Below are 21,728 nucleotides of genomic sequence, written 5' to 3'. Positions count from 1 at the left end.
GTAAAGAAGTCTTTAAAATACTTAGAAATGGTACTGGAGGATCTTCAATTGAATGCGCAACCGAGGCGGAAGTTCTATAGATATATGTAATGAGGTAGGGAGATATGGCTCATACGCTACTCATATTTCAAACAAAGCTGTTCTTTTTAGCAATTCGTGGAAAGGTTGAACTACAGATTTGTTTTCTATATGTGAGCCTCCTATAAAAAGGTATACGACATTATGGCTAATGTAGAAAGAGAAGAAATAATGATTGAATACATAATAGAAAAAGCAGTAAAACTTATATCAGTTTTACTGCTAAGTAAAAATTAAGCGATTTTTTCAATAGTAATTGATGCACTCGTACCAGCAGTTAGTGATAATCCAGTGATGTTTGTAACAAATGCTTCAACTAATGATGGAGTTGATGTAATTTGTGTAATCGCTTGGATAACGATAGGTACTCCAGCTATAACTAAAGTTGTATTGGCGCCTGGTATAGGTGAGCCATTAACTTGAATTTCAATGTTACCTAATGCACTTGCCGATGTAGTATATACGATAACGGTAATTTTATAGAATCCAGTTTCGTTTATGTTGAAAGTATCACCACCTGAAAATGGAGAAATTGCTGTGCCGAATTGTGATCCCAATGTATTAAACGGTACAGGTCCGGTACCCGACAAAGTGACACCAGCCGAATCAGAGTTAAATGCGTACAAGCCTGCTGGAAGTCCTGCCCCAGACGGTCCAGTAGCCCCAGTCGGTCCAGTAGCCCCAGTAGTGCCAGTGGCGCCGGTAGCTCCAGTCGGTCCAGTAGCCCCAGTAGTTCCGGTAGCTCCAGTAGTGCCAGTGGCGCCGGTAGCTCCAGTAGTGCCAGTGGCGCCGGTAGCTCCAGTAGTGCCAGTGGCGCCGGTAGCTCCAGTAGTGCCAGTGGCGCCGGTAGCGCCAGTAGTGCCAGTAGCGCCGGTAGCTCCTGTAGCTCCAGTAGCCCCAGTAGTTCCGGTAGCTCCAGTAGTGCCAGTGGCGCCGGTAGCTCCAGTAGTTCCGGTAGCTCCAGTCGGTCCAGTAGCCCCAGTAGTTCCGGTAGCCCCAGTAGTTCCGGTAGTGCCAGTCGGCCCGGAGTTCCCAGTGATACTGGTCGGTCCAGTAGGAAAAGTAAATGGTGGAATTGGCGGTAATGTAGGTCCTATGAGATTAGGATCAAATGCACTGGCGGATAAAGATTCATCCGGATTTAAACCATCTGAATAAGTATGATTGGACATAAAGTCACCTCCATAAATCTCTCATTATATAGTAGGTGGGAATTAGTGAGAAAATACCATCGACATTAGAAGGATTGAAAAGAAATCTCGAATATATTGAATAATATAAAAAAAGGGGAAGTTTTTTGTATATATAACATATGATTGAGTGGGGAGCGGGTGATTATATTGAACAAGCATGAAATTACAATTAGCTTATGTATGATTGTTCGTGATGAAGGATGAAAGGGATTATTTTAGCAGGCGGGACAGGGTCGAGACTATATCCAATAACGAAAGTAACGAATAAACATTTACTTCCCGTTGGGCGATATCCGATGATTTATCATGCGGTATATAAGCTGAAGCAATGTGAAATTACAGATATTATGATTATTACAGGTAAAGAGCATATGGGAGATGTTGTTAGCTTTCTAGGAAGTGGTCAAGAATTTGGCGTGTCCTTTACGTATCGTGTGCAAGATGAGGCGGGCGGGATTGCACAGGCGTTAGGGCTTTGTGAGGGCTTCGTCGGGAATGATCGTATGGTAGTTATATTAGGAGATAATATCTTTTCAGATGATATTCGTCCATATGTTGAAGAGTTTACAAGTCAAAAAGAAGGTGCGAAAGTGCTGCTTCAATCTGTAGAAGATCCCGAACGATTTGGCGTAGCGCATATTCAAGGGCGGAAAATAATTGAAATTGAAGAAAAGCCGAAGGAGCCGAAAAGTTCTTATGCTGTGACGGGAATTTATTTGTATGATTCGAAAGTCTTTTCTTATATAAAAGAATTAAAACCTTCCGCAAGAGGGGAACTTGAAATTACAGATATAAATAATTGGTATTTAAAACGAGGGGTACTTACTTATAATGAAATGAGCGGTTGGTGGACTGATGCGGGAACTTATGCATCTCTTCAAAGAGCGAATACGTTAGCGCGAGATATAAACTTTGGGAAACAGTTTAATGGAAAATAGGTGAAAATATGAAAGTTGTAGAAACAAATTTTACCGATGCGAAATTGTTAGAACCGAGGTTATTTGAAGACGAGCGAGGTTTTTTTACAGAAAGTTATAATAAGAAAATACTAGAAACGTTAGAGATTACGTATTCATTTGTACAGGATAATGTATCTTATTCAGCTAGGTCGGGAACGATTCGTGGGTTACACTTTCAAAAAGATCCGAAAGCACAAACGAAGCTTATTCAAGTTATGCAAGGTGCAATATATGATGTTATCGTTGATTTGCGAAAAGAATCACCAACTTTTAAACAGTGGAGAGGGTATATTTTAAGTGCGGATAATCATAGGCAATTATTAGTGCCAAAAGGATTTGCTCATGGTTTTTGTACGCTTGTACCTCATACAATTGTTATGTATAAAGTAGATGAGTATTATAGTGCTGATCACGATTCAGGTTTGCTTTGGGAAGATAAAGAATTAGCAATTCCATGGCCGGTAACAAATCCTATCTTGTCTGATAAGGATCGAATATTACCATTACTCCAGGAATATGAAGATAGTTTTTAAGTAGGAGAGTTGTTTATGAATATATTAGTAACAGGTGGAGCGGGATTTATTGGAAGTAATTTCATACATTATATGTTAAAAAAATATGAAACATATAAAATTATTAATTATGATGCATTAACATATAGCGGGAATTTAAATAATGTAAAGTCTATTCAAGATAATCCTAACTACTCATTCGTAAAAGGGGAAATTCAAAATGGAGAGATGCTAGAGCATGTTATTCATGAATGTGACGCGCAAGTAATTGTAAATTTCGCGGCTGAATCACATGTGGATCGTAGTATTGAAAACCCAATCCCTTTTTATGATACGAATGTAATAGGTACAGTTACGTTATTGGAGTTAGTGAAAAAATATCCACATATTAAACTCGTGCAAGTATCAACAGATGAAGTATACGGTTCTTTAGGGAGAACGGGGAAATTTACAGAGGAAACCCCATTAGCGCCAAATAGTCCATATTCTTCAAGTAAGGCGAGCGCGGATATGATAGCCTTATCTTATTATAAAACATACCAATTACCAGTTATTGTGACGCGTTGTTCTAATAATTATGGACCGTATCAATATCCTGAGAAGTTAATACCGTTAATGGTTACGAATGCACTTGAAGGAAAGAAACTACCTTTATATGGTGATGGATTAAATGTAAGGGATTGGCTGCATGTAATGGATCATTGTAGTGCAATTGACACCGTCTTGCATAAGGGACGTGTAGGAGAGGTATATAATATTGGTGGAAATAATGAAAAGACAAATGTAGATGTTGTGGAACAAATTATAGAACTTTTAGGAAAAACAAAAAAAGATATTGAATTTGTAACAGATCGTTTAGGTCACGATCGTCGTTATGCGATTGAGGCACATAAAATGAAGAATGAGTTTGATTGGGAACCGAAGTATACATTCGAGCAAGGATTAAAAGAAACAGTGGAATGGTATGAAAACAATACGGAATGGTGGAAACCACTAAAAGAAAAGTAAGGGGCATGTAGATGAAAGAACGGATTATCATAACGGGAGCTAACGGTCAATTGGGGAAGCAACTACAAGAAGAGTTGAATTCTGAGGAATATGACATGTATCCATTTGATAAGAAGTCACTTGATGTAACAAATATATCTCAAATTGAGCAAGTCGTACAAGAAATAAGGCCGCATACAATTATTCATTGCGCAGCGTATACGAAGGTAGATGCTGCTGAGAAAGAACAGAATCTTGCGTACTTAATAAATGCGATTGGAGCTCGGAATGTAGCAGTTGCTTCACAATTAGTAGGGGCTAAATTAGTTTACATCAGTACCGATTATGTATTTCCAGGTAATAGGCCGAACGGATATCATGAATTTCATAATCCAGCACCGATAAATATATACGGATATTCTAAGCTTGCAGGAGAACAGTTTGTAAAAGAGTTACATAATAAATATTTCATAGTTCGTACATCGTGGCTGTATGGAAAATATGGAAATAATTTTGTGAAAACGATGCTGCGCTTAGGAAAAGAGAAAGAAAACATATCTGTTGTAGCTGATCAAGTTGGTTCTCCTACGTACGTGGCGGATTTAATTACTGTGATTAACAAGCTCATTCATACGTCCTTATACGGTACGTATCACGTATCAAATCTCGGTTCGTGTTCTTGGTTTGAATTTGCTCAAAAAATATTTTCGCACACAAAAATGAGAGTGAATGTGTTACCTGTGTCGACTGAGGAATTTGGATCGGTGGCAGCGAGACCGAAATATTCGATCTTTCAGCATAAAATGCTACAATTAAATGTTTTTTTACAAATGCCTTCTTGGGAAGAAGGATTAGAACGGTTTTTTATAGAAACAAAAAGTCATTAACAAATGTATGTTAATGACTTTTTTGTTTGCCTTTAAGAGGTTTTATGGTACTATAATTATAGTATCAGGTACTAATAACAAGTATAAGTATTTCTGGGAGGATATATCATGGAACTATTACAAGGGAAAACATTTGTTGTTATGGGCGTTGCGAACCAAAGAAGTATTGCATGGGGAATTGCTCGCTCTTTGCATAATGCAGGTGCAAAATTAATATTCACATATGCAGGAGAGCGTTTAGAAAGAAACGTTCGTGAATTAGCGGAAACATTAGAAGGGCAAGAATCACTTGTATTACCTTGTGATGTAACGAATGATGAGGAACTTACAGCTTGCTTTGAAACTATTAAGCAAGAAGTTGGTACAATTCACGGTGTTGCACACTGTATTGCTTTTGCAAATCGTGATGATTTAAAAGGTGAATTTGTAGATACTTCTCGCGATGGATTTTTACTTGCACAAAATATTAGTGCATTCTCTTTAACAGCTGTAGCAAGAGAAGCGAAGAAAGTGATGACAGAAGGCGGAAATATTTTAACTTTAACATACCTTGGCGGCGAACGCGTTGTGAAAAACTATAACGTTATGGGTGTTGCGAAAGCTTCATTAGAAGCTAGTGTAAAATATTTAGCGAACGATTTAGGACAACACGGCATTCGCGTCAACGCTATTTCTGCAGGACCAATTCGTACGTTATCTGCGAAAGGTGTAGGTGACTTTAACTCAATCTTAAAAGAAATTGAGGAGCGCGCACCACTTCGTCGCACAACAACTCCAGAAGAAGTGGGAGATACAGCAGTATTCTTATTCAGTGATTTAGCACGCGGAGTAACAGGTGAAAACATTCATGTTGATTCAGGATATCATATTCTAGGATAAATATAATATTGATTATAGTTTTTTAAAAAGGACAGTCTCTAAATATTGAGACTGTCCTTTTTAATTGTCCTAGGAAAGAACGATTTTTAACGAAAGTTCTTGCATTGTTATGAATATAACTATAATAGTACACGATTTATCCAGCTATGTATGGAAGTGGGAGGGACGAGTGTGAAGAATAAAAATAAAAGTTCAACAGTTGGAAAACCGTTGTTATATATTGCACAAGTAAATTTAGAACTTGCTGCACCGAAAATAAAAAGAATTATTCTTACAAACTTTAAAAATGATGGTAGGCGTGAGCAGCTCGATAGAGATCAAAGTATTGTCAGTAGTGCGATGGAAGAGACGGTAGAAGAAAAGCTTGAGCAAGAGGAGCATCAAGTAGAAGAAGAGCAGGTGAGGACAGTCCCGCACAATAAATCGTTTAAGGCTATGAGCAATAAAGAAAAAATTAACTTCTTATTAAACCGCCCTCATTACATTCCGAAAGTAAGATGCAGAATAAAAACAGCAACGATATCATATGTAGGGTCGATTATATCGTACCAAAATGGAGTCGTATCAATTATGCCATCAAATAGTATGAGAGACATTAAGTTACCTATAAAAGAAATAAAATCGATTGATATGGCCGGTTTATAAATATGTAAAGGTGGTAGAAAGACTCTACCTCCCCCCCAATAGTTTTTTAGTTTACTTATTAAATAGAAACGTCGCTTAAGCACTGAATAGCACAGAAACAGCTTAAATCAACAGTAATACAAGTAGGTGTTGATTTTAACTTTGCATTTGGTACATTTAAAAACGTACAAATTGGATCATCATCAGCTGGTACAGGGGAGCCATTACCTAATACTACAACTAATACGCGTAGCACAGCGCAGCTACCGTCATCTACGCTCTCAACACGGAAAACTGCAGACGTACAGTGCTTAGCTTCTCCTACTGCTACTGGTGCAAATGCTTTAAAAGGTTCTCCATCTTTTGTGTATAAAATAAAAGGACGTGTATTCGCTACTGATGCAGTGTTATGTGCTCCTAAAAATGGAATTTCACAACCAGATCCACACGTTGTAGTAGAACAATCTTGTAGTTCATTGATGAATTTTACGACGTCAACTACGCAGTGAGAAGAGCCATGGTGTTTATTTTCGTTACAGCTCATTAATGTCACTCCTTATCTTCTTGTTTGTATTTACATTAATAAGATATTGGAGTAGGAGAGATTTGGTCACAGTCTCAAGACCTTTTTTTTAAATAGGCTAAAGAAGATAGGGAAGGTGGAAGTATGTTAGTTACAAGCTGGCTTTTATTTTTTATTTTCGCGCTAGCGGCTTTTAGGTTAACTCGTCTCATTGTGTATGATAAAATTACAGCTTTTTTGCGAAGACCGTTTATTGAGGAGTTAGAGATTACGGAACCAGATGGAAGTGTATCGACTTTTACAAAGGTGAAAGGGAAAGGATTAAGAAAGTGGATTGGAGAATTATTAAGCTGCTATTGGTGTACAGGTGTGTGGGTCAGTGCTTTTTTATTAGTTTTATATAAATGGATTCCTATTGTTGCAGAGCCTGTACTAGCATTATTAGCCATTGCAGGTGCAGCGGCGATCATTGAAACAATTACAGGATATTTTATGGGAGAATAATAAAATGAAACTGGGGATCATCCACACTAACTATTAGCCCTCACCAATCGGGATAAATCTTCATGATGCTAGTAAAAGCGGAGTTTAAGAGGATGAGGGAACGGAAATAAGGAGTTGTTCATATAGTAAATAGACAGAATTGATAGTAGAGGAGATGTTTGCTGTGAGTAATAATCCAAGTCAGAATTCATATGACCTACAGCAGTGGTATAATATACAGCAGCAACAGCAACAGCAACAGCAACAAGCACAACAACAGGCATATCAAGAACAGTTACAGCAACAAGGATTTGTGAAGAAAAAGGGATGTAACTGTGGGAAAAGAAGAACATATTAAAATAATATGAAGAATGAAACACTCATGTTACTGTGAGTGTTTTTTATTATAAAAATAAAAAGCAGTATTTCGGTTAAGAAATACCGCTTTTTACTAACCGATTTGTACAACTGTTAATGCTGCAGCACGAACATCTACACTACCGAATAATTCGACTGGTACAATTTGAATGAAGTTGCTAGGGTTTAAGTTAATAAGGATAACACCGCTGGAGATATCTGCTTCACCAGTGCCAATAACGTTAGAGCGGACCGCAGTACTTGAGCCTGGAATAATATTGTGTGGTGTATCTAATGATAAGAAAAAACGATTAGCTTCAGGGATTGCATTGGAATTATCAAGGCTTATTGATAATTTATAACTGATTTGATAAATACCAGGTAGTTGAATTTTAATACCATCTCCTATACTTACCGTATCGTTTATTATCGGAACCGTAATGTTTGGATTGGGACTTGTGCTAGGTAATAGTAATGGTGTGAATAATGAAGCGAATTGAGGCGCAAAAGCATTAAAAGCAAAACCGAAGGCAGTTAGTGTACTAGCTGGTTTCGCCTCGCAATCAATTTTAGTAAATTCGCAATCAGAAGAGAATGTGTTTTTCACTCTTTTATCTGTTTCTACTCTCAGTTAATGTAGTGAACAAGTTCCAAATTTTATGAAAAATACATAATAATACCTTTTAAGCATGGATTGGGTGGCAGAGTTCTCTGCCACCCAATCCATACTTAAATCATTGTGTAGTTTTATATAGAAACATCGCGTAAGCATTGAATAGCGCAGAAGCAATTTAAATCGACAGTAAGACAAGAGGAGGTCGATTTTAATTTCGCATTTGGTACATTTAAAAACGTACAGATTGGATCATCATGAGCTGGTACAGGAGAGCCATCACATAATACAACAACTAATACGCGTAGCACAGCGCAGTCGTCATCATCTATGCTCTCAACGCGGAAAATCGAAGACGTACAGTGCTTAGAATTTCCTGATGGTGCAAATGCTTTGAATGGTTCTCCATCTTTTGTGTATAAAATAAAAGGACGCGTATTTGCAACTGCTGCGCTATTATGTGCTCCTAAAAATGGAATTTCGCACCCAGATCCGCATGTTGTGGTTGCACATTCTTGTAGTTCATGTATAAAACGAACGACATTAGATACACAGTTGAAATCAAAATTATGGTGATGATGATCTTCGTTACAATTGCAGCTCATTATGTTCACTCCTTATCGTGAGTTCTGACATACACTATTACAATATGAGTGGGATATGGTTGATATTACGTTAATTCTCAGGATAGAAACAGGGAATTTATATAGAGGGGATGTACATAACGTGATATGGAAAAAAGACATCCTTATTTTGTGGATGTCTTTTCAGGTAAATCTTTTCGCGTAGTATATAAAAAACGAGATATATCTAGTTTTTTTCCTCTGAAAAATTGCGGAGAGGAAATGTAAAGTTCTTCTTTTGCGCGTGTAATTGCGACATACAGTAATCGTCGTTCTTCTTCTAATGCTTCAGAAGTCTCAGTTACACGGTCATTTGCGTCTTTTAAAGAAGAAGTGTGAGGCAGAATGCCATCGCTTGCTCCGAGTAAAAAGACGCATGGGAATTCAAGGCCTTTCGCATTATGAATCGACATAAGCGATACGGCATCTTTTTGCGGCATTGTTTTTAATGCTTCCATTTCTTTTTGACCTTGAATTGCTTCATTAATAAATTGTAAATAAGCTGGAATATCCGTAAAGCGAGTGGCTGATTCCATTAATTCCTCTAGCATTTCTTCTTGTATGTCCTTATGCATCGTAAAGGAAGAACGATCATTACTTTGTAAGTACTCTAAATATTTTCCTTTACCATGAATAATTTCTTTCAATGCTTTTTTCGGTTCAAGTTCTTTTATAAATTTAATAAAATCGATTCGCTCATTTACTTTTTTTACTTGAAAAGGTTTTAAGCTTGGATTTAGTAATAGGAAATGAAGAAGAGAAGGGAAGCGGCCCTCACCATATTTCCATTGTTCACGTTCAATAAATGAAATGCACTCATCACGGCCAATATACATCGTTGGTAATATATTTGAAAGTGATTCGAGGCGGAACGGTTCCAGCACCAATCGTAAATGATCTAATACGGGCCTAATTAAAGAATGCTCGTAGAACGATTGGCTCGCCCCATGTTTTATAAATGGAATTTTATGAATTGTAAGCTGATCGAGTAAAGAACGACTTACAGAATGTGTACGATATAATAAACAAAAATCTTTATAGTTTCGTTCACCGCTATCTACTTTTTCTTGAATGAGTTGCAAAATTTGGTTTGCTTCATCAAGAGTCGTAGCGGGTCTTGCGTAAAATGGTTGTACACCTTCTTCACGAACAGAATACAGCTCTTTATCAAAGCGTTCTTGATTTAATTTAATGACTTCATTCCCAAGTCCAACGATAAATGGATTGGAGCGATAGTTCGTATTAAGGGCGATAATCGTTGTGTTATCAAATTCTTTCGGAAAAGATAAAATGATCTGGTGGCTTGCTCCTCGCCATCCGTATATCGCTTGATCGTCATCACCTGCGATAAACAAATTATTTCTTGGTGAAGCTAACAATTTTACAATTTCATATTGTGCATACGATGTATCTTGAAACTCGTCTACTTCAATGTAATGAAAACGCTCTTGTAATTGCGTAAGCAGGGGAGCGTTATTTTCTAACATATAATATGTTTCTAATAAGATGTCGTCAAAATCGATATAATTGTATCGTTGTTTTACCTCTTCAAAACGTTCATATACTTCTTTGAATTCTTGTTCAACCGGTGTTTTCGCTTGTACATCTTTCGGACGATTCAATTTGTTTTTCTCAAGTGAGATCATAGCGAGTATCGTTTCAGCATCATAATCGTCTTTTAAGCGCAATTCTTTCAAAATTTTCTTTATCATAATTTGTTTATGTTTTTCATTTGCTAAAATTTGCTGATTATATCCTTGACTACGAAGCAATTTTAAAAAGACAGAGTGGAATGTACCAGCAACGACATAGCTACTTGCGGCATGATTCATACCAGGCAAATTCGCTACACGGCTTCGAATTTCTTCAGCTGCTTTTTGTGTAAACGTTAGTAGCAAAATATTTCGTGGATGAACATGTTTTACATTAACTAAATAACCAACGCGAGTTGTTAAAACAGATGTTTTACCACTTCCAGCACCAGCTAGTGTAAGGACAGGTCCTTCTGTCGTTTGCACTGCTTCTAACTGTTTCTCATTTAAATAAACACCTTGCTGTTCTAAAGCGCGGAAATACGCCGCATCTGCATCTTCTTCCATAATTAAATGGGTAGATGTTTTCGGAATATGATACGTCGCTTGCGGAATGCCAGCGTGTGTTAACGATTTTTGTGAAAATTTTTCTTGTGTCATATATTCACCTTCAAAACTATAGCATCAACATTTAACTTTAGCGGAAGAAAAAGAAAATAGCAATGTAAAAAACAGGAGGGGGTACCTCCTGCTACAAAATTATAATTCTTTTATCATCACGATGTGCGGGATATTTGCTTCCATAAATACATCAGAAGTCGTCACATATCCGAGTTTTTTATAGAAAACTTCAGCATGTGTTTGCGCATGGAGTTTCAATTTTGGTAGAGACTCTTCCTTTGCGTGCGCTTCAAGTACATCCATAATGATTTTACCAATTCCTTTTTTGCGATGGGAAGCTAGTACGCAAATGCGTTCCATTTTTCCAACTCCATCAACAATGCGAAAGCGACCCGCACCGATTGGAATGTCATTGTCATATACAACAACGTGCGCCGAAGTATCTTCGAATTCATCGTATTCTTCTTCTGACGATACACGCTGTTCTTCTACAAAAACTTGTTTACGTACAGAGAATGCATCACTTAGCTGCTCGTCTGTTTGTACGATTTGTGCGTGCAAATTAGTTGTTCCCCTTTCCAAGGTGGAATGTTTCATGTACAGTCCAAGTTCCGTTTTCTAATTGATATAGAAGGTGGAAACGATCGATTGGTTGCTCATAATAGAAATCTTTCATACGTAATCGACCTAATACATCAGCGTGCTCTGCATCTGATAAGCTTTGACCGATTGTTAAATGCGGTACGAAAGCGTACTCGCGTTCATGTGTAAAGAATCCATTATGCATTTCTTCATTTAAGAAAGTAAGTTCAGGTGTTTTTTCTACTTTAAAATAAAGAACATTATTAACAGGTGCGAATGAACCAACTTTTCCAACATGAAGGGTAAATGGATTCGTTTTGTTTGCGATTGTATGTAACTCATCTACAATCGATTCTAATTGCTCATCTTGCGTCTCAAAGGGTGTTTTCAATGTAATGTGTGGCGGAACTAATGCGTAATGCGGATCATAACGTTTACGCAATCCGTTCGCTTTATCTTGAATCATTTTTGATGGAAAAATTACAATGCCTAATTTCATGTTCCAATTCCTCCCTTTGCAAGTCTAGTTAGATTTTGAGAATAAATCTCTTTATCTATTATATCAAATTATTCTGAATACTGCTCTCTATTATTTCATTGATAGAATATGAGAAAATGCTTTCGGTAAATCTGCTTGCCAATACTTCCAAGTGTGATTACCTTCAAACTCTTCGTAATGCGTGATGAAATTTCTGCCTGAAAGAAGTTTATTTAACTCGCGATTCGGTTCTACGAAATCAGATGTTTGTCCATCTGTACGTTTTACATTTGTTTCTTCTGTACCGATGACATGATAAATTTCTAGTGCTTGTGGGTCTTTGAAATCTTTCGCTAAGTTAAGAACTGTGTCATCAACAAATGGTGATTGCATAACGACCTTACCGAATGTATGCGGATACATAAGCGCAGTCATAAAGGAAACGGTACCGCCAAGAGAATCTCCAATTAAAACGCGGCCTTTACCCATTTGATACGTTGGATAATTTGCATCAATATATGGAGCAAGCTCATGAGCAAGGAAACGAATGTAAGCAGCATTCTTTACATCGTTCGGGAAATACTTCTCCTTACGATCGTGTACATTTTTATATGGAATACCGACAATAATTGTGCGGTCAATTTCTTCAGTTTCACGAAGACGCTCAATTACACGGTGCGCTTTACCAAGTTGAAAATAATCTCTACCATCTTGCGCAATAACAACCGTATGTTTATGGAGAGGTGTATAATTTACTGGTAAATAAACGAGAAGTGTAAGTTCCTCTTGAAGTGATGTACTAAAAAATGAAATTTCTTCAATTCTCCCTATTGTTTGATTCATGTATATCCCCCTAAATAAAAATTTACTGTAATGATTGTAAGAGCGACGCTTGTAGTGAAAAGGAAAGAAATATTCACTAATAGGTGCTTTCATTTCTATTTTACCATAATGGTACGAAGAATCTAAAAATTTGTATTTAAGTTATGAAAGAAAACGGATATAATGAAGTGGGATTTTTTACAGGTGAGAGGGGAGACAGGATTTGAAACAAGAAAGGTCAATCGCACTACCATTAGCAATTTCCATTATAGCCATTTCATTCGCAGCAGTTTTTGTAAAGATGTCCTCAGCACCATCTTCCATTTTAAGTATGTATCGTTTATGGATTATTGTACTTATTATGCTGCCTATCGTTTGGAAAAAACGGGAAGAGTTTAGTAAGATTCAAATAAAAGATTGGGGATTTTTAATTGGATCTGGATTCTTTTTAGCGCTACATTTTCTTTTATGGTTTGAGTCTTTAAAGCATACAACAGTTGCTAGTTCGACAATTATTTTAGCACTTCAACCGATCGTGTCTTTAGTTGGAGGTTTTTTTCTGTTTAAAGAAAGAACAACCTATTCAGCAATTGCGACGATGGGTATCGCTATATTAGGTGTAATGTGTATTGGCTGGGGAGATTTAGGTTTAAGTAAACAAGCAATTTATGGAGATATATTATCCTTTTTAAGTGTAATAGCGGTTGTCGGTTATTTATTTATCGGACAAACGACAGTAAAGAAAGTATCGCATTGGATTTATAGCTTTACAGTTTTTGCATTCGCAGGTATTTTCATGGGAATTTATAATGCCATACTGCAAGTGCCTTTTACAGGTTATACGAAGTGGGACTGGACTATTTTTCTTTTACTTGCGATTGTACCAACAGTGTCACACGTAATTAATAACTGGCTATTAAACTACGTAAATGCAACAACAATTTCAATGAGTATTTTAGGAGAACCAGTTGGGGCATCTATACTAGCGTTCTTCTTACTTGGAGAAAAATTAAACGCAATGCAAATTATCGGCAGCATGCTCGTATTGTTTGGTGTATCTGTTTTCTTACTACAGCAACAAAAACGAACATCAAAAAATGTGGTAAACGAGCAGGTGTATACACAGGAACTATAACGAATTTATTGTAATATGAGAAAAGAGAGGTTATTGGTAACTTCTCTTTTTTTGTTCTATGCTGAAAATAAAAGAGATTATATAGTGGAGTTAAATCATACGTTTCTCATACAAAGGGAAGGGGAAGCAAAGATGAAAGAAATTTTAATGAAATACATGACAAATCTTACAACATTAAGTGAAGAACAACAGCGCATGATCGTGGAAGAGTTACAAATTGAAGAATATAAAAAAGGAACAGTGCTCTTAAGACAAGGAGATGTTCCGTCTAAATGTTATTTTGTATTAAAAGGATGCATTAGGCAACATTGTATAGATGAATCTGGAAAAGAAGTTACATCAAATTTTTATACAGAAGAACAAGCGATCTCAAATTTTAACCATCATAAACAAGATAAATCATCCCCACATACGTTAACGTGTTTAGAAGACTGTATAGTAGTCGTGGGTGACCTTAATAATGAAAAGGACATGTATAATAAATATTCACAGTTAGAAGAAATGACACGCAAAATGATTGAATACAATTTTGGTGAAATACAAGAAGAGCTTACATTATTTATTGCATCGACACCAGAAGAACGCTACAAATCATTATTACAAAAACGACCTCATTTAATCGATCGTGTTCCTCAATATCAATTGGCAAGTTACCTTGGTATTACGCCAGAATCGTTAAGCAGAATAAAGAAAAGACTTAAGTAATAGATTTTCTGCCGCCTTTTAGAAGTAGCCATATGCTAAGTCCTAATTCACCTGCAATCATAGGCAATTGGAATAAAACTTTAGTAAACGAAATGATTGCATCATATTGTGAAAACATCGTATTCATTACGTTAATGACGATATAACCGATTGCAGCAATGAGCAGTAATACACTAATAGTTTTCGGTATTCTTTTAGATTGAAAGGTTACATATCCTAACGTGAGAAGGTGTAAGCCGAAAATGATTAATCCAACAGACCAAATGTATTCAAAAGCTTCTAGAAATAACATTATATATGCTTCTGGATTAGCGACTGTACTTTTAGAAAGAAGTAATGCAGATGTTAAATTGAATATGGCAATTCCAAGTAGTACTGTATACATAAGACGAAGCCAGGCAGTTAGTAATGAGAGACTAGCGTGGATAGGCTTTAGAAAGAAATAAAGAGCCCATGCGACGATAATATCAGTAATAAAAATGATAATCCATCCAAAGATTTCCGCTTTGAAAAGTGAATTTGAATTTTGAATATTATGGAGTGTCGTGCTCGCATCTCCTTGTACAACGAGATTTGCGTGAACAAAACCGTAAGAAAAAAATGCAATGAATGCCATAGCAAGAAGAGAAGTACCAGCAAATAAGGCATACTTTCGTTCAGTCATAATACGTCCTCCTATTTTAATGTTGCTTTCATTGTAATAGGAAAGAGAAGGGGGTTCATTGACTTAAATCAAGAGAGGAGAAGTTTAGTGGAATTTCCATCAAAAAAAGACGCATGGTTATATCCAATTTTTCTAGTTGTTATTGGTGCATGCATTGCTCCAATCTTTGCAGGGAGAGAATATTTTCTTATGTTTTTTACAATTCCGTTAGCTATGGTACTTACTTGGAGCTGGTTTACGACAAAGTATATTGTGGAGGAAGAAGTAATCATTATTAAATCAGGACCTATTAAGAAGCGGATTTTTATAAAAGATATAAAGAAAATTTCTAATACGAAAAATCCGTTAGCAGCCTATGCACTATCATTTGATCGATTAGAAATTCTATACGGATCATATGAAACAGAACTTATTTCTCCAAGAAATAAAGAAGAATTTAATTCGTTGTTAAAAAGAAAAAATCCTCAAATAGAAATAAAGTAAGAGAGTGGCTTCGTATCCACTCTCTTTATTTTACTTTGGATTTGTCATATAAGATTGTACGTGAACGATACATAATTCACGGAATTTTCCTTCGGCAGTTGTGACAATAACAACTGCTCTTCCCGCACTTTTTCCTGTAATTGTTACAGTCTCACCTTTTGGATATATGGTGATGACGTCGGAATTCATATTTGTCCATATAAGCTCTTTATTCGTTGCCTGCATTGGTAAAACGGAAGCTGATAAATCAGCGCTTTGTCCCATTTTTATTTTTAGCTTATTTTTTTGTATATGAATACCAATTACAGATATAACAGAAGGAGCAATTGAAATTTTAGGTGGATTTGGTTGTATGTTTAAGCAAGAAGCAGAAGTATTTGTGATAGGTGAAAATTTTCTTATATGTTGTCGCTGTAAAGATGCTAACATTTTGGAGTCCCCTTTCTGTATAAGTCTCGATATTAATAATATAAAGGAAGAATGTTATAGTAAATTTAACGAAACATAAAGAAATTGTTAAATTCGAGAAGAAAACTGTCTATAATAAAAAATAACCTCCGCTTGTATATTAAAAGCGGAGGTTATTTTTATAGGCTATGTTGTTTTTCAAAATCCTCAAATTGCTCTTCAACTTCTTTTGAAGGTTGTGTTAGTAAACTAACAATTACGATTACTAGTAAACTAATAGTGAAACCAGGAATCATTTCATATAAGAAGTCTTTTAAGAATTTAAATTGTGTCCATATAATAACAGTCGCGGCACCAGAAATCATACCAGCAAGCGCGCCCCATTTCGTCATACGTTTCCAATATAAGCTTAATAAAATAGCAGGTCCGAATGAAGAACCAAATCCAGCCCAAGCGTATCCGACAAGAGCTAAAATCGTATCATTTTGTTTAAACGCTAATGCGCACCCAACTAAGGCGATAACAAGTACAGCCATACGACCGACAAATACAAGCTCTTTATCAGAAGCAGAACGTTTAAAGAATGTACGATATAAATCTTCTGTTATAGCACTAGAAGTAACGAGCAACTGAGATGAGATTGTACTCATAATAGCTGCTAAAATAGCTGCTAATAAAAATCCAGTAATAAGTGGATGGAATAAAATTTTTCCAAGTTCAAGGAAAATTGTCTCTGGGTTAGATAATGTCAGCCCTTGTTGTGAATAGTAAGCAATACCGATAAGACCAGTAAACATAGCTCCGACAACAGAGAAAATCATCCAGCTCATACCAATTCTTCGTGCGCTTTTAATTTCTTTTACAGACGAAATTGCCATAAAGCGTACGATAATATGAGGTTGTCCAACATAACCAAGACCCCATGCAAATAAAGAAATAATTCCTAAAGTAGAGGCACCTTTAAAAATATCTAAACGTGTTGGATCTACAGATCGAATTGTATCAAATGCAGGTCCAAGTCCGTTCGAATTCATAATTGTTACGATTGGAACAAGAATAAGAGCAATTACCATAATGATTCCTTGCACGAAGTCTGTCCAACTTACTGCCAAGAAACCACCAAATAGTGTGTAAGCTACAACAACGCCTGCGACAATGAATAATCCAACATGATAGTTCATACCAAATGAATTTTCAAATAATACAGCGCCTGAAACTAATCCTGAAGCTACATAGAAAGTAAAGAAAATCATAATAACAAGTCCGGATACTAAGCGTAGCATATGAGATTTGTCGTGGAAACGGTGTTCCAAAAATTCTGGGATAGTAATAGAGTTGTTTGCCATTTCAGAGTAGGTACGTAAGCGAGGAGCGACATAAAGCCAGTTTGCGTATGCGCCTAGTGTTAGGCCGATCGCAATCCAACTACTACTTAATCCAACGCTAAACATTGCACCGGGTAATCCCATTAAAAGCCAACCACTCATATCGGATGCTCCAGCACTTAATGCTGTTACTGCGGGGCCTAGTGTACGCCCGCCAAGCATATAATCTGTTAAGTTGGACGTTCGTTTATAGGCGAAATAGCCGATTACTAACATCCCGAGCATGTAAATAGAGATAGAAGTTAAAGTTAACATCTGCGTACTCATGTAGTTCCCCTTCCTTTTGTCATGTCTTTTGATGCATTTTGCATATGTATAATCTATCATGATTATTCAGAAAAATCCATGTGAAAATATGAATTTTCTGAAATGTAAGCGTTTTTTGACAATGATTCATTTTTGTAATATATAATTTTCTGACAAAAAACCTTAATTTTAATAGAGTATTTATTATATTTACATAAAAACAGGTTGTTTTGTCAATATAATATTGAATGAAGAAAAAATATTTTTTTCGGAAAAAGTATTGACTTATTTGAAAAACGAGGAATATAATGAGTGCAACTTAAAAAAATGCAAGCGTTGATGAAGAAGAGTACACATGATGAACATGTCAGAGAGCTGATGGTTGGTGCGAATCAGTATGGAATTGATGTGGAATGGGCTTCGGAGCTTCCAAACCGAAACGAAAGAAGTAGGCTTTGGCGACATGATCTCATCGATACAAGAGACACGTATTGTTTTTGATACGGTAAAGTGCGTTACATTCGTAACGAATTAAGGTGGCACCACGGGAGTACCCGTCCTTTCTATAGGATGAGTACTCCCTTTTTGTGTATAAAAAATTGTTGAAAGCCTTATAAAAATTAAATATGTTAAATCGTTTAAGTAAGAAGAGTACGTATAATGGAGACGTTACAGAGAGCCGGGGATAGGTGGGAGCCCGGTGCGGTGCCATATACGGAATGGGCTTACGAGAGGTATGCTGAACAATTGTTTTCAGTAGGCAACCCGGGTTCCGCCGTTACAAGGATAAGGTATATATTTTGTACCTGAATAAAGCGGGATGCTTTTGCATCCAACATGAGGTGGTACCACGGTAAATTTATCGTCCTCTACATATTTCGATATGTAGGGGACTTTTTTATTTTTCAGAGTGAGGTGAAAGGCATGATGACAAAAGAGGAATTTTTGAAGGAAAAAGAACTAGGAAAGCCATTTTTAATAATTGCTGAAGAAGAAGGAGATAGCATTACGCCAATTTCTTTATATAGACGTTTGAAAGGGAAGAACAAGTTTTTATTAGAAAGTTCACAGCTTCATCAAGATAAAGGACGCTACTCTTACTTAGGGTGTAATCCATATGGAGAAGTGAAAAGCGTTGGTACAGTCGTAGAAATAACATTAAATGGTCAAACTGAAAAACTTCAAAAAAATGTATTACACGTATTAGAAGAAACGCTCGCACCAGAGCAAGTAGAGAGTCCATTCCCGTTTTGCGGAGGAGCGATTGGATATATCGGCTACGACGTAATTCGGCAGTATGAAAATATAGGAGAGGAATTAATTGACCCATTAAATATCCCAGAAGTACACGTACTACTGTATCGCGAGTTTATCGTTTACGATCATTTACGCCAAAAATTATCGTTTGTATATGTATACAAGAAAGACGATTCTAGCTCCTATGAAGAAGTCTATGAAAGATTACAAGTATACAAAGAGGAAGTACTAAGTGGAGAAGAGGCCGCGGTAAGTGAAGTGCTATCACCTTTATCATTTACTTCTTCAGTAACTGAAAAAGAATTTTGTGAAATGGTAGAAACAGCGAAAGAATACATTCGGGCTGGAGATATTTTTCAAGTTGTATTATCTCAGCGTTTGCGAAGTGAATGTAAAGGAGATCCATTTGCATTATACCGGAAACTTCGGATTGCGAATCCATCGCCATATATGTTCTATATCGATTTTCAAGATTACGTCGTTCTCGGTTCTTCACCAGAAAGTTTACTGTCAGTAAGAGATGATAAGGTGATGACAAATCCGATTGCTGGTACGAGGCCGAGAGGGAAAACGAAGCAGGAAGATGAGGAAATCGAAAAAGAACTGTTAGGAAATGAGAAAGAGCGAGCAGAGCATATGATGCTTGTAGACCTAGGCCGAAATGATATTGGCAGAGTAAGTGAAATTGGCTCTGTGACGATAGATAAATATATGAAAGTAGAGAAATACTCTCACGTTATGCACATTGTATCTGAAGTTTACGGAACATTGCGAAAACAAATGAGTGGATTTGATGCATTAGCGTATTGTTTACCAGCTGGTACAGTATCAGGTGCTCCGAAAATTAGAGCGATGGAAATCATCAATACATTAGAGCATGAAAAAAGAAATGTATACGCCGGAGCAGTTGGATATATTTCATTCTCAGGAAACCTTGATATGGCGCTAGCAATTCGAACGATGGTTGTGAAAGATGAGAAAGCGTACGTTCAGGCAGGAGCGGGCATCGTCTACGATTCAGACGCGATAGCTGAATATGAAGAAACATTAAATAAAGCGAGGGCGCTTTTGGAGGTAATGAAATGATTGTACTTATCGATAATTATGATTCATTCACATATAACTTGTATCAACTATTAGGCGAGTACGAGGAAGAAATTGTTGTCGTAAGAAATGATCAAATAACAATTGAACAATTAGAGGAGATGAAGCCGAAAGGAATTGTGCTCTCACCAGGACCTGGGAAACCAGAAGATGCTGGAATTTGTATCGAGATCATTCGTCACTTTTATAAGAACGTTCCTATCTTAGGTATTTGCCTCGGTCATCAAGCAATCATATCTGCATTTGGAGGAGAAATTGTTAGAGCAGAGCGCATTAAACACGGAAAAACATCGCGAGTGAAACATAACGGAACGTCAATCTTTTCATACGTTACGCAGCCGCTTACGGCAATGCGTTACCATTCACTCGTCGCAGCGCAAAATAGTTTGCCAAAATGCTTTGACGTATTAGCGACAGCGATGGATGACGGAGAAATAATGGCAGTTCGTCATAACTATTATCCGCTCTTCGGATTACAATTTCATCCGGAATCAATCGCAACAGAAGAAGGCGGGAAATTAATACGTGCCTTTTTAGCACAAGTGAAAGAGGAGGAAAGAGTATGAACAGTTATCTTCGAAAATTAGTAGAGGGACAGCATTTAACAGAAGGAGAAATGTATGAAGCAGGGCTCCTTTTATTAAGTGAAAACATATTAGAAAGCGAAATTGCTGCCTTTTTAGCACTGCTGAAAGCGAAAGGGGAAACAGCAGAAGAAATATACGGTCTCGTTCGTGCTCTTCGTGAAAAGGCATTGCCGTTTTCGAATCATATAAAAGGCGCGATGGATAATTGCGGTACAGGTGGTGACGGTGCGCAAACATTCAATATTAGTACAACATCGGCATTCGTACTTGCAGGAGCTGGCGTAAAGGTTGCGAAACACGGAAACCGTGCTGTTTCTAGTAAAACAGGAAGTGCTGATTTATTAGAAGAACTCGGTGTAAACATTAGCTGTACGCCTGGTGAGATTGATTACTTATTAGAAAATGTAGGAATTGCCTTCTTATTCGCACCAGCGATGCATCCAGCATTACGACGCATTATGAAAATAAGAAAAGAATTAAACGTTCCGACAATCTTTAACTTAATTGGACCGTTAACGAATCCAGTTAATTTAGAAACACAATTTGTCGGTATTTATAAACGAGATATGTTATTGCCCGTAGCAGAGGTATTGCAGAAACTTGGCAGAAAACAAGCGCTCGTTGTAAACGGAAGTGGATTTTTAGATGAAGCATCATTACAAGGCGAAAACTACGTCGCTATTTTAAAAGATAATGAAATAATTGAAACGAGTATTGCACCAGAGAACTACGGTTTTTCAAGAGTGAAAAATGAAGACATTAGAGGCGGGAATTCAAAAGAAAACGCAAAGATTACGCTCGGAGTATTAAACGGAGAAAAAAGCGTATACCACGATACCGTTTTATTAAATGCAGGGCTTGCTCTTTTCGCAAGCGGAAAAGCAGAATCGATTGAAGAAGGAATTAAACTAGCGGCACATAGCATTGACTCTGGAAAAGCATTAGAAAAATTAAACTTATTAATTACAGCAAGTTATGAAAAATTAGAAAGGGTGAATTAA

Annotated in this window: 25 protein-coding genes and 2 other annotated features; of the genes, 14 read left to right on the top strand and 11 right to left on the bottom strand. The window is 36.8% G+C overall.

Going from position 1 to position 21,728, the window contains the following annotated elements; all coding sequences use genetic code 11:
• Positions 1–311: 311 nt before the first annotated feature.
• Positions 312–1,250 carry a BclA C-terminal domain-containing protein gene (locus MR109_RS11310; protein ID WP_242272119.1) on the bottom strand — a complete coding sequence of 313 codons (939 nt, stop codon included), beginning with the start codon at positions 1,248–1,250 and terminating at the stop codon, positions 312–314.
• A 221-nt stretch (positions 1,251–1,471) separates the two neighbouring features.
• Here MR109_RS11310 and MR109_RS11305 point away from each other — a divergent pair, with 221 nt between their 5' ends.
• The 6 genes from MR109_RS11305 to MR109_RS11280 all read left to right on the top strand — a co-directional run bounded on the left by MR109_RS11305 (position 1,472) and on the right by MR109_RS11280 (position 6,140).
• Positions 1,472–2,209 carry a sugar phosphate nucleotidyltransferase gene (locus MR109_RS11305; protein WP_071720071.1) on the top strand — a complete coding sequence of 246 codons (738 nt, stop codon included), beginning with the start codon at positions 1,472–1,474 and terminating at the stop codon, positions 2,207–2,209.
• Between the two features lie 8 nt (positions 2,210–2,217).
• Positions 2,218–2,763 carry a dTDP-4-dehydrorhamnose 3,5-epimerase gene (gene rfbC, locus MR109_RS11300; protein ID WP_071720072.1) on the top strand — a complete coding sequence of 182 codons (546 nt, stop codon included), beginning with the start codon at positions 2,218–2,220 and terminating at the stop codon, positions 2,761–2,763.
• Between the two features lie 15 nt (positions 2,764–2,778).
• Complete coding sequence (rfbB, locus tag MR109_RS11295) at positions 2,779–3,750, top strand: dTDP-glucose 4,6-dehydratase (RefSeq protein WP_071720073.1); 972 nt, start codon at positions 2,779–2,781, stop codon at positions 3,748–3,750.
• An 11-nt stretch (positions 3,751–3,761) separates the two neighbouring features.
• Positions 3,762–4,616, top strand: coding sequence for a dTDP-4-dehydrorhamnose reductase (gene rfbD, locus MR109_RS11290; protein WP_071720074.1), 855 nt, complete (start codon positions 3,762–3,764; stop codon positions 4,614–4,616).
• Between the two features lie 108 nt (positions 4,617–4,724).
• A complete protein-coding gene (gene fabI, locus MR109_RS11285; protein ID WP_025149155.1) occupies positions 4,725–5,495 on the top strand; it encodes an enoyl-ACP reductase FabI in 771 nt (256 codons plus the stop codon).
• A gap of 150 nt (positions 5,496–5,645) precedes the next feature.
• Positions 5,646–6,140, top strand: coding sequence for a CotO family spore coat protein (locus MR109_RS11280; RefSeq protein WP_242272118.1), 495 nt, complete (start codon positions 5,646–5,648; stop codon positions 6,138–6,140).
• Between the two features lie 58 nt (positions 6,141–6,198).
• Here MR109_RS11280 and MR109_RS11275 read toward each other — a convergent pair whose 3' ends face one another.
• Positions 6,199–6,663: a CotY/CotZ family spore coat protein gene (locus MR109_RS11275; protein ID WP_002170865.1), complete on the bottom strand. Its 465-nt coding sequence runs from the start codon at positions 6,661–6,663 to the stop codon at positions 6,199–6,201.
• Between the two features lie 123 nt (positions 6,664–6,786).
• Here MR109_RS11275 and MR109_RS11270 point away from each other — a divergent pair, with 123 nt between their 5' ends.
• Entirely contained in the window at positions 6,787–7,146 is a 360-nt protein-coding gene (locus tag MR109_RS11270) for a DUF1360 domain-containing protein (RefSeq protein ID WP_002170866.1), read from the top strand.
• A 154-nt stretch (positions 7,147–7,300) separates the two neighbouring features.
• Positions 7,301–7,483 (top strand): cytochrome C oxidase subunit III, encoded by a 183-nt coding sequence (locus MR109_RS11265; RefSeq protein WP_242272117.1) that lies wholly within the window; start codon positions 7,301–7,303, stop codon positions 7,481–7,483.
• A 93-nt stretch (positions 7,484–7,576) separates the two neighbouring features.
• Here the strand turns inward: MR109_RS11265 and exsF are convergent, their stop codons facing one another.
• From exsF to MR109_RS11235, 6 genes are all read right to left on the bottom strand, one after another.
• Complete coding sequence (exsF, locus tag MR109_RS11260; RefSeq protein ID WP_071720076.1) at positions 7,577–8,089, bottom strand: exosporium protein ExsF; 513 nt, start codon at positions 8,087–8,089, stop codon at positions 7,577–7,579.
• Between the two features lie 140 nt (positions 8,090–8,229).
• On the bottom strand, positions 8,230–8,700 hold the full coding sequence (locus tag MR109_RS11255) for a CotY/CotZ family spore coat protein (protein WP_002170869.1): 471 nt from the start codon (positions 8,698–8,700) through the stop codon (positions 8,230–8,232).
• Positions 8,701–8,843: 143 nt separating this feature from the next.
• On the bottom strand, positions 8,844–10,910 hold the full coding sequence (locus MR109_RS11250) for an ATP-dependent helicase (protein ID WP_002170870.1): 2,067 nt from the start codon (positions 10,908–10,910) through the stop codon (positions 8,844–8,846).
• Positions 10,911–11,009: 99 nt separating this feature from the next.
• Positions 11,010–11,432 carry a GNAT family N-acetyltransferase gene (locus MR109_RS11245; RefSeq protein WP_025149163.1) on the bottom strand — a complete coding sequence of 141 codons (423 nt, stop codon included), beginning with the start codon at positions 11,430–11,432 and terminating at the stop codon, positions 11,010–11,012.
• 1 nt (position 11,433) lies between these two features.
• Positions 11,434–11,952: a YjcG family protein gene (locus MR109_RS11240; protein ID WP_071720077.1), complete on the bottom strand. Its 519-nt coding sequence runs from the start codon at positions 11,950–11,952 to the stop codon at positions 11,434–11,436.
• Positions 11,953–12,042: 90 nt separating this feature from the next.
• On the bottom strand, positions 12,043–12,774 hold the full coding sequence (locus tag MR109_RS11235) for an alpha/beta hydrolase (protein ID WP_002170873.1): 732 nt from the start codon (positions 12,772–12,774) through the stop codon (positions 12,043–12,045).
• A 202-nt stretch (positions 12,775–12,976) separates the two neighbouring features.
• On the opposite strand from MR109_RS11235, the gene MR109_RS11230 reads away from it, so the two are divergent.
• Positions 12,977–13,888, top strand: coding sequence for a DMT family transporter (locus MR109_RS11230; RefSeq protein WP_025149165.1), 912 nt, complete (start codon positions 12,977–12,979; stop codon positions 13,886–13,888).
• A 132-nt stretch (positions 13,889–14,020) separates the two neighbouring features.
• Complete coding sequence (locus MR109_RS11225) at positions 14,021–14,593, top strand: Crp/Fnr family transcriptional regulator (RefSeq protein ID WP_048370042.1); 573 nt, start codon at positions 14,021–14,023, stop codon at positions 14,591–14,593.
• Here MR109_RS11225 and MR109_RS11220 read toward each other — a convergent pair.
• Positions 14,586–15,257 carry a DUF4386 domain-containing protein gene (locus tag MR109_RS11220; protein WP_242272116.1) on the bottom strand — a complete coding sequence of 224 codons (672 nt, stop codon included), beginning with the start codon at positions 15,255–15,257 and terminating at the stop codon, positions 14,586–14,588. The two genes, MR109_RS11225 and MR109_RS11220, sit on opposite strands and share 8 nt — an antisense overlap.
• A gap of 87 nt (positions 15,258–15,344) precedes the next feature.
• Between MR109_RS11220 and MR109_RS11215 the strand changes: the two genes are divergently transcribed.
• The gene (locus tag MR109_RS11215) at positions 15,345–15,740 is read left to right on the top strand and encodes a PH domain-containing protein (protein ID WP_242272115.1); all 396 of its coding nucleotides are present in this window, start codon (positions 15,345–15,347) and stop codon (positions 15,738–15,740) included.
• Between the two features lie 30 nt (positions 15,741–15,770).
• Here MR109_RS11215 and MR109_RS11210 read toward each other — a convergent pair whose 3' ends face one another.
• Together MR109_RS11210 and putP are read right to left on the bottom strand one after the other, a co-directional pair.
• Entirely contained in the window at positions 15,771–16,169 is a 399-nt protein-coding gene (locus tag MR109_RS11210) for an Ig-like domain-containing protein (RefSeq protein ID WP_002170878.1), read from the bottom strand.
• 158 nt (positions 16,170–16,327) lie between these two features.
• Positions 16,328–17,800 (bottom strand): sodium/proline symporter PutP, encoded by a 1,473-nt coding sequence (gene putP, locus MR109_RS11205; protein WP_048369608.1) that lies wholly within the window; start codon positions 17,798–17,800, stop codon positions 16,328–16,330.
• A 306-nt stretch (positions 17,801–18,106) separates the two neighbouring features.
• Positions 18,107–18,344: a binding site (T-box leader), on the top strand.
• 63 nt (positions 18,345–18,407) lie between these two features.
• Positions 18,408–18,652, top strand: a binding site (T-box leader).
• Between the two features lie 51 nt (positions 18,653–18,703).
• Between putP and trpE the strand changes: the two genes are divergently transcribed.
• From trpE to trpD, 3 genes are read left to right on the top strand one after another with little or no spacing between them, the layout of a single operon-like run.
• Positions 18,704–20,122: an anthranilate synthase component I gene (gene trpE, locus MR109_RS11200; RefSeq protein WP_242272114.1), complete on the top strand. Its 1,419-nt coding sequence runs from the start codon at positions 18,704–18,706 to the stop codon at positions 20,120–20,122.
• Positions 20,119–20,706 carry an aminodeoxychorismate/anthranilate synthase component II gene (locus MR109_RS11195; protein WP_242272113.1) on the top strand — a complete coding sequence of 196 codons (588 nt, stop codon included), beginning with the start codon at positions 20,119–20,121 and terminating at the stop codon, positions 20,704–20,706. The genes trpE and MR109_RS11195 overlap by 4 nt, the downstream gene beginning before the upstream one ends.
• Positions 20,703–21,728: an anthranilate phosphoribosyltransferase gene (gene trpD, locus MR109_RS11190; protein WP_242272112.1), complete on the top strand. Its 1,026-nt coding sequence runs from the start codon at positions 20,703–20,705 to the stop codon at positions 21,726–21,728. Before MR109_RS11195 ends, trpD begins: the two co-directional genes overlap by 4 nt.

The organism is Bacillus cereus group sp. BfR-BA-01310 (genome assembly GCF_022664325.1).
Taxonomy (GTDB): Bacteria; Bacillota; Bacilli; order Bacillales; family Bacillaceae_G; genus Bacillus_A; species Bacillus_A paramycoides.
Note: the sequence above shows the minus strand (reverse complement) of the source record. Positions and strands in the feature narration are given on the sequence as shown.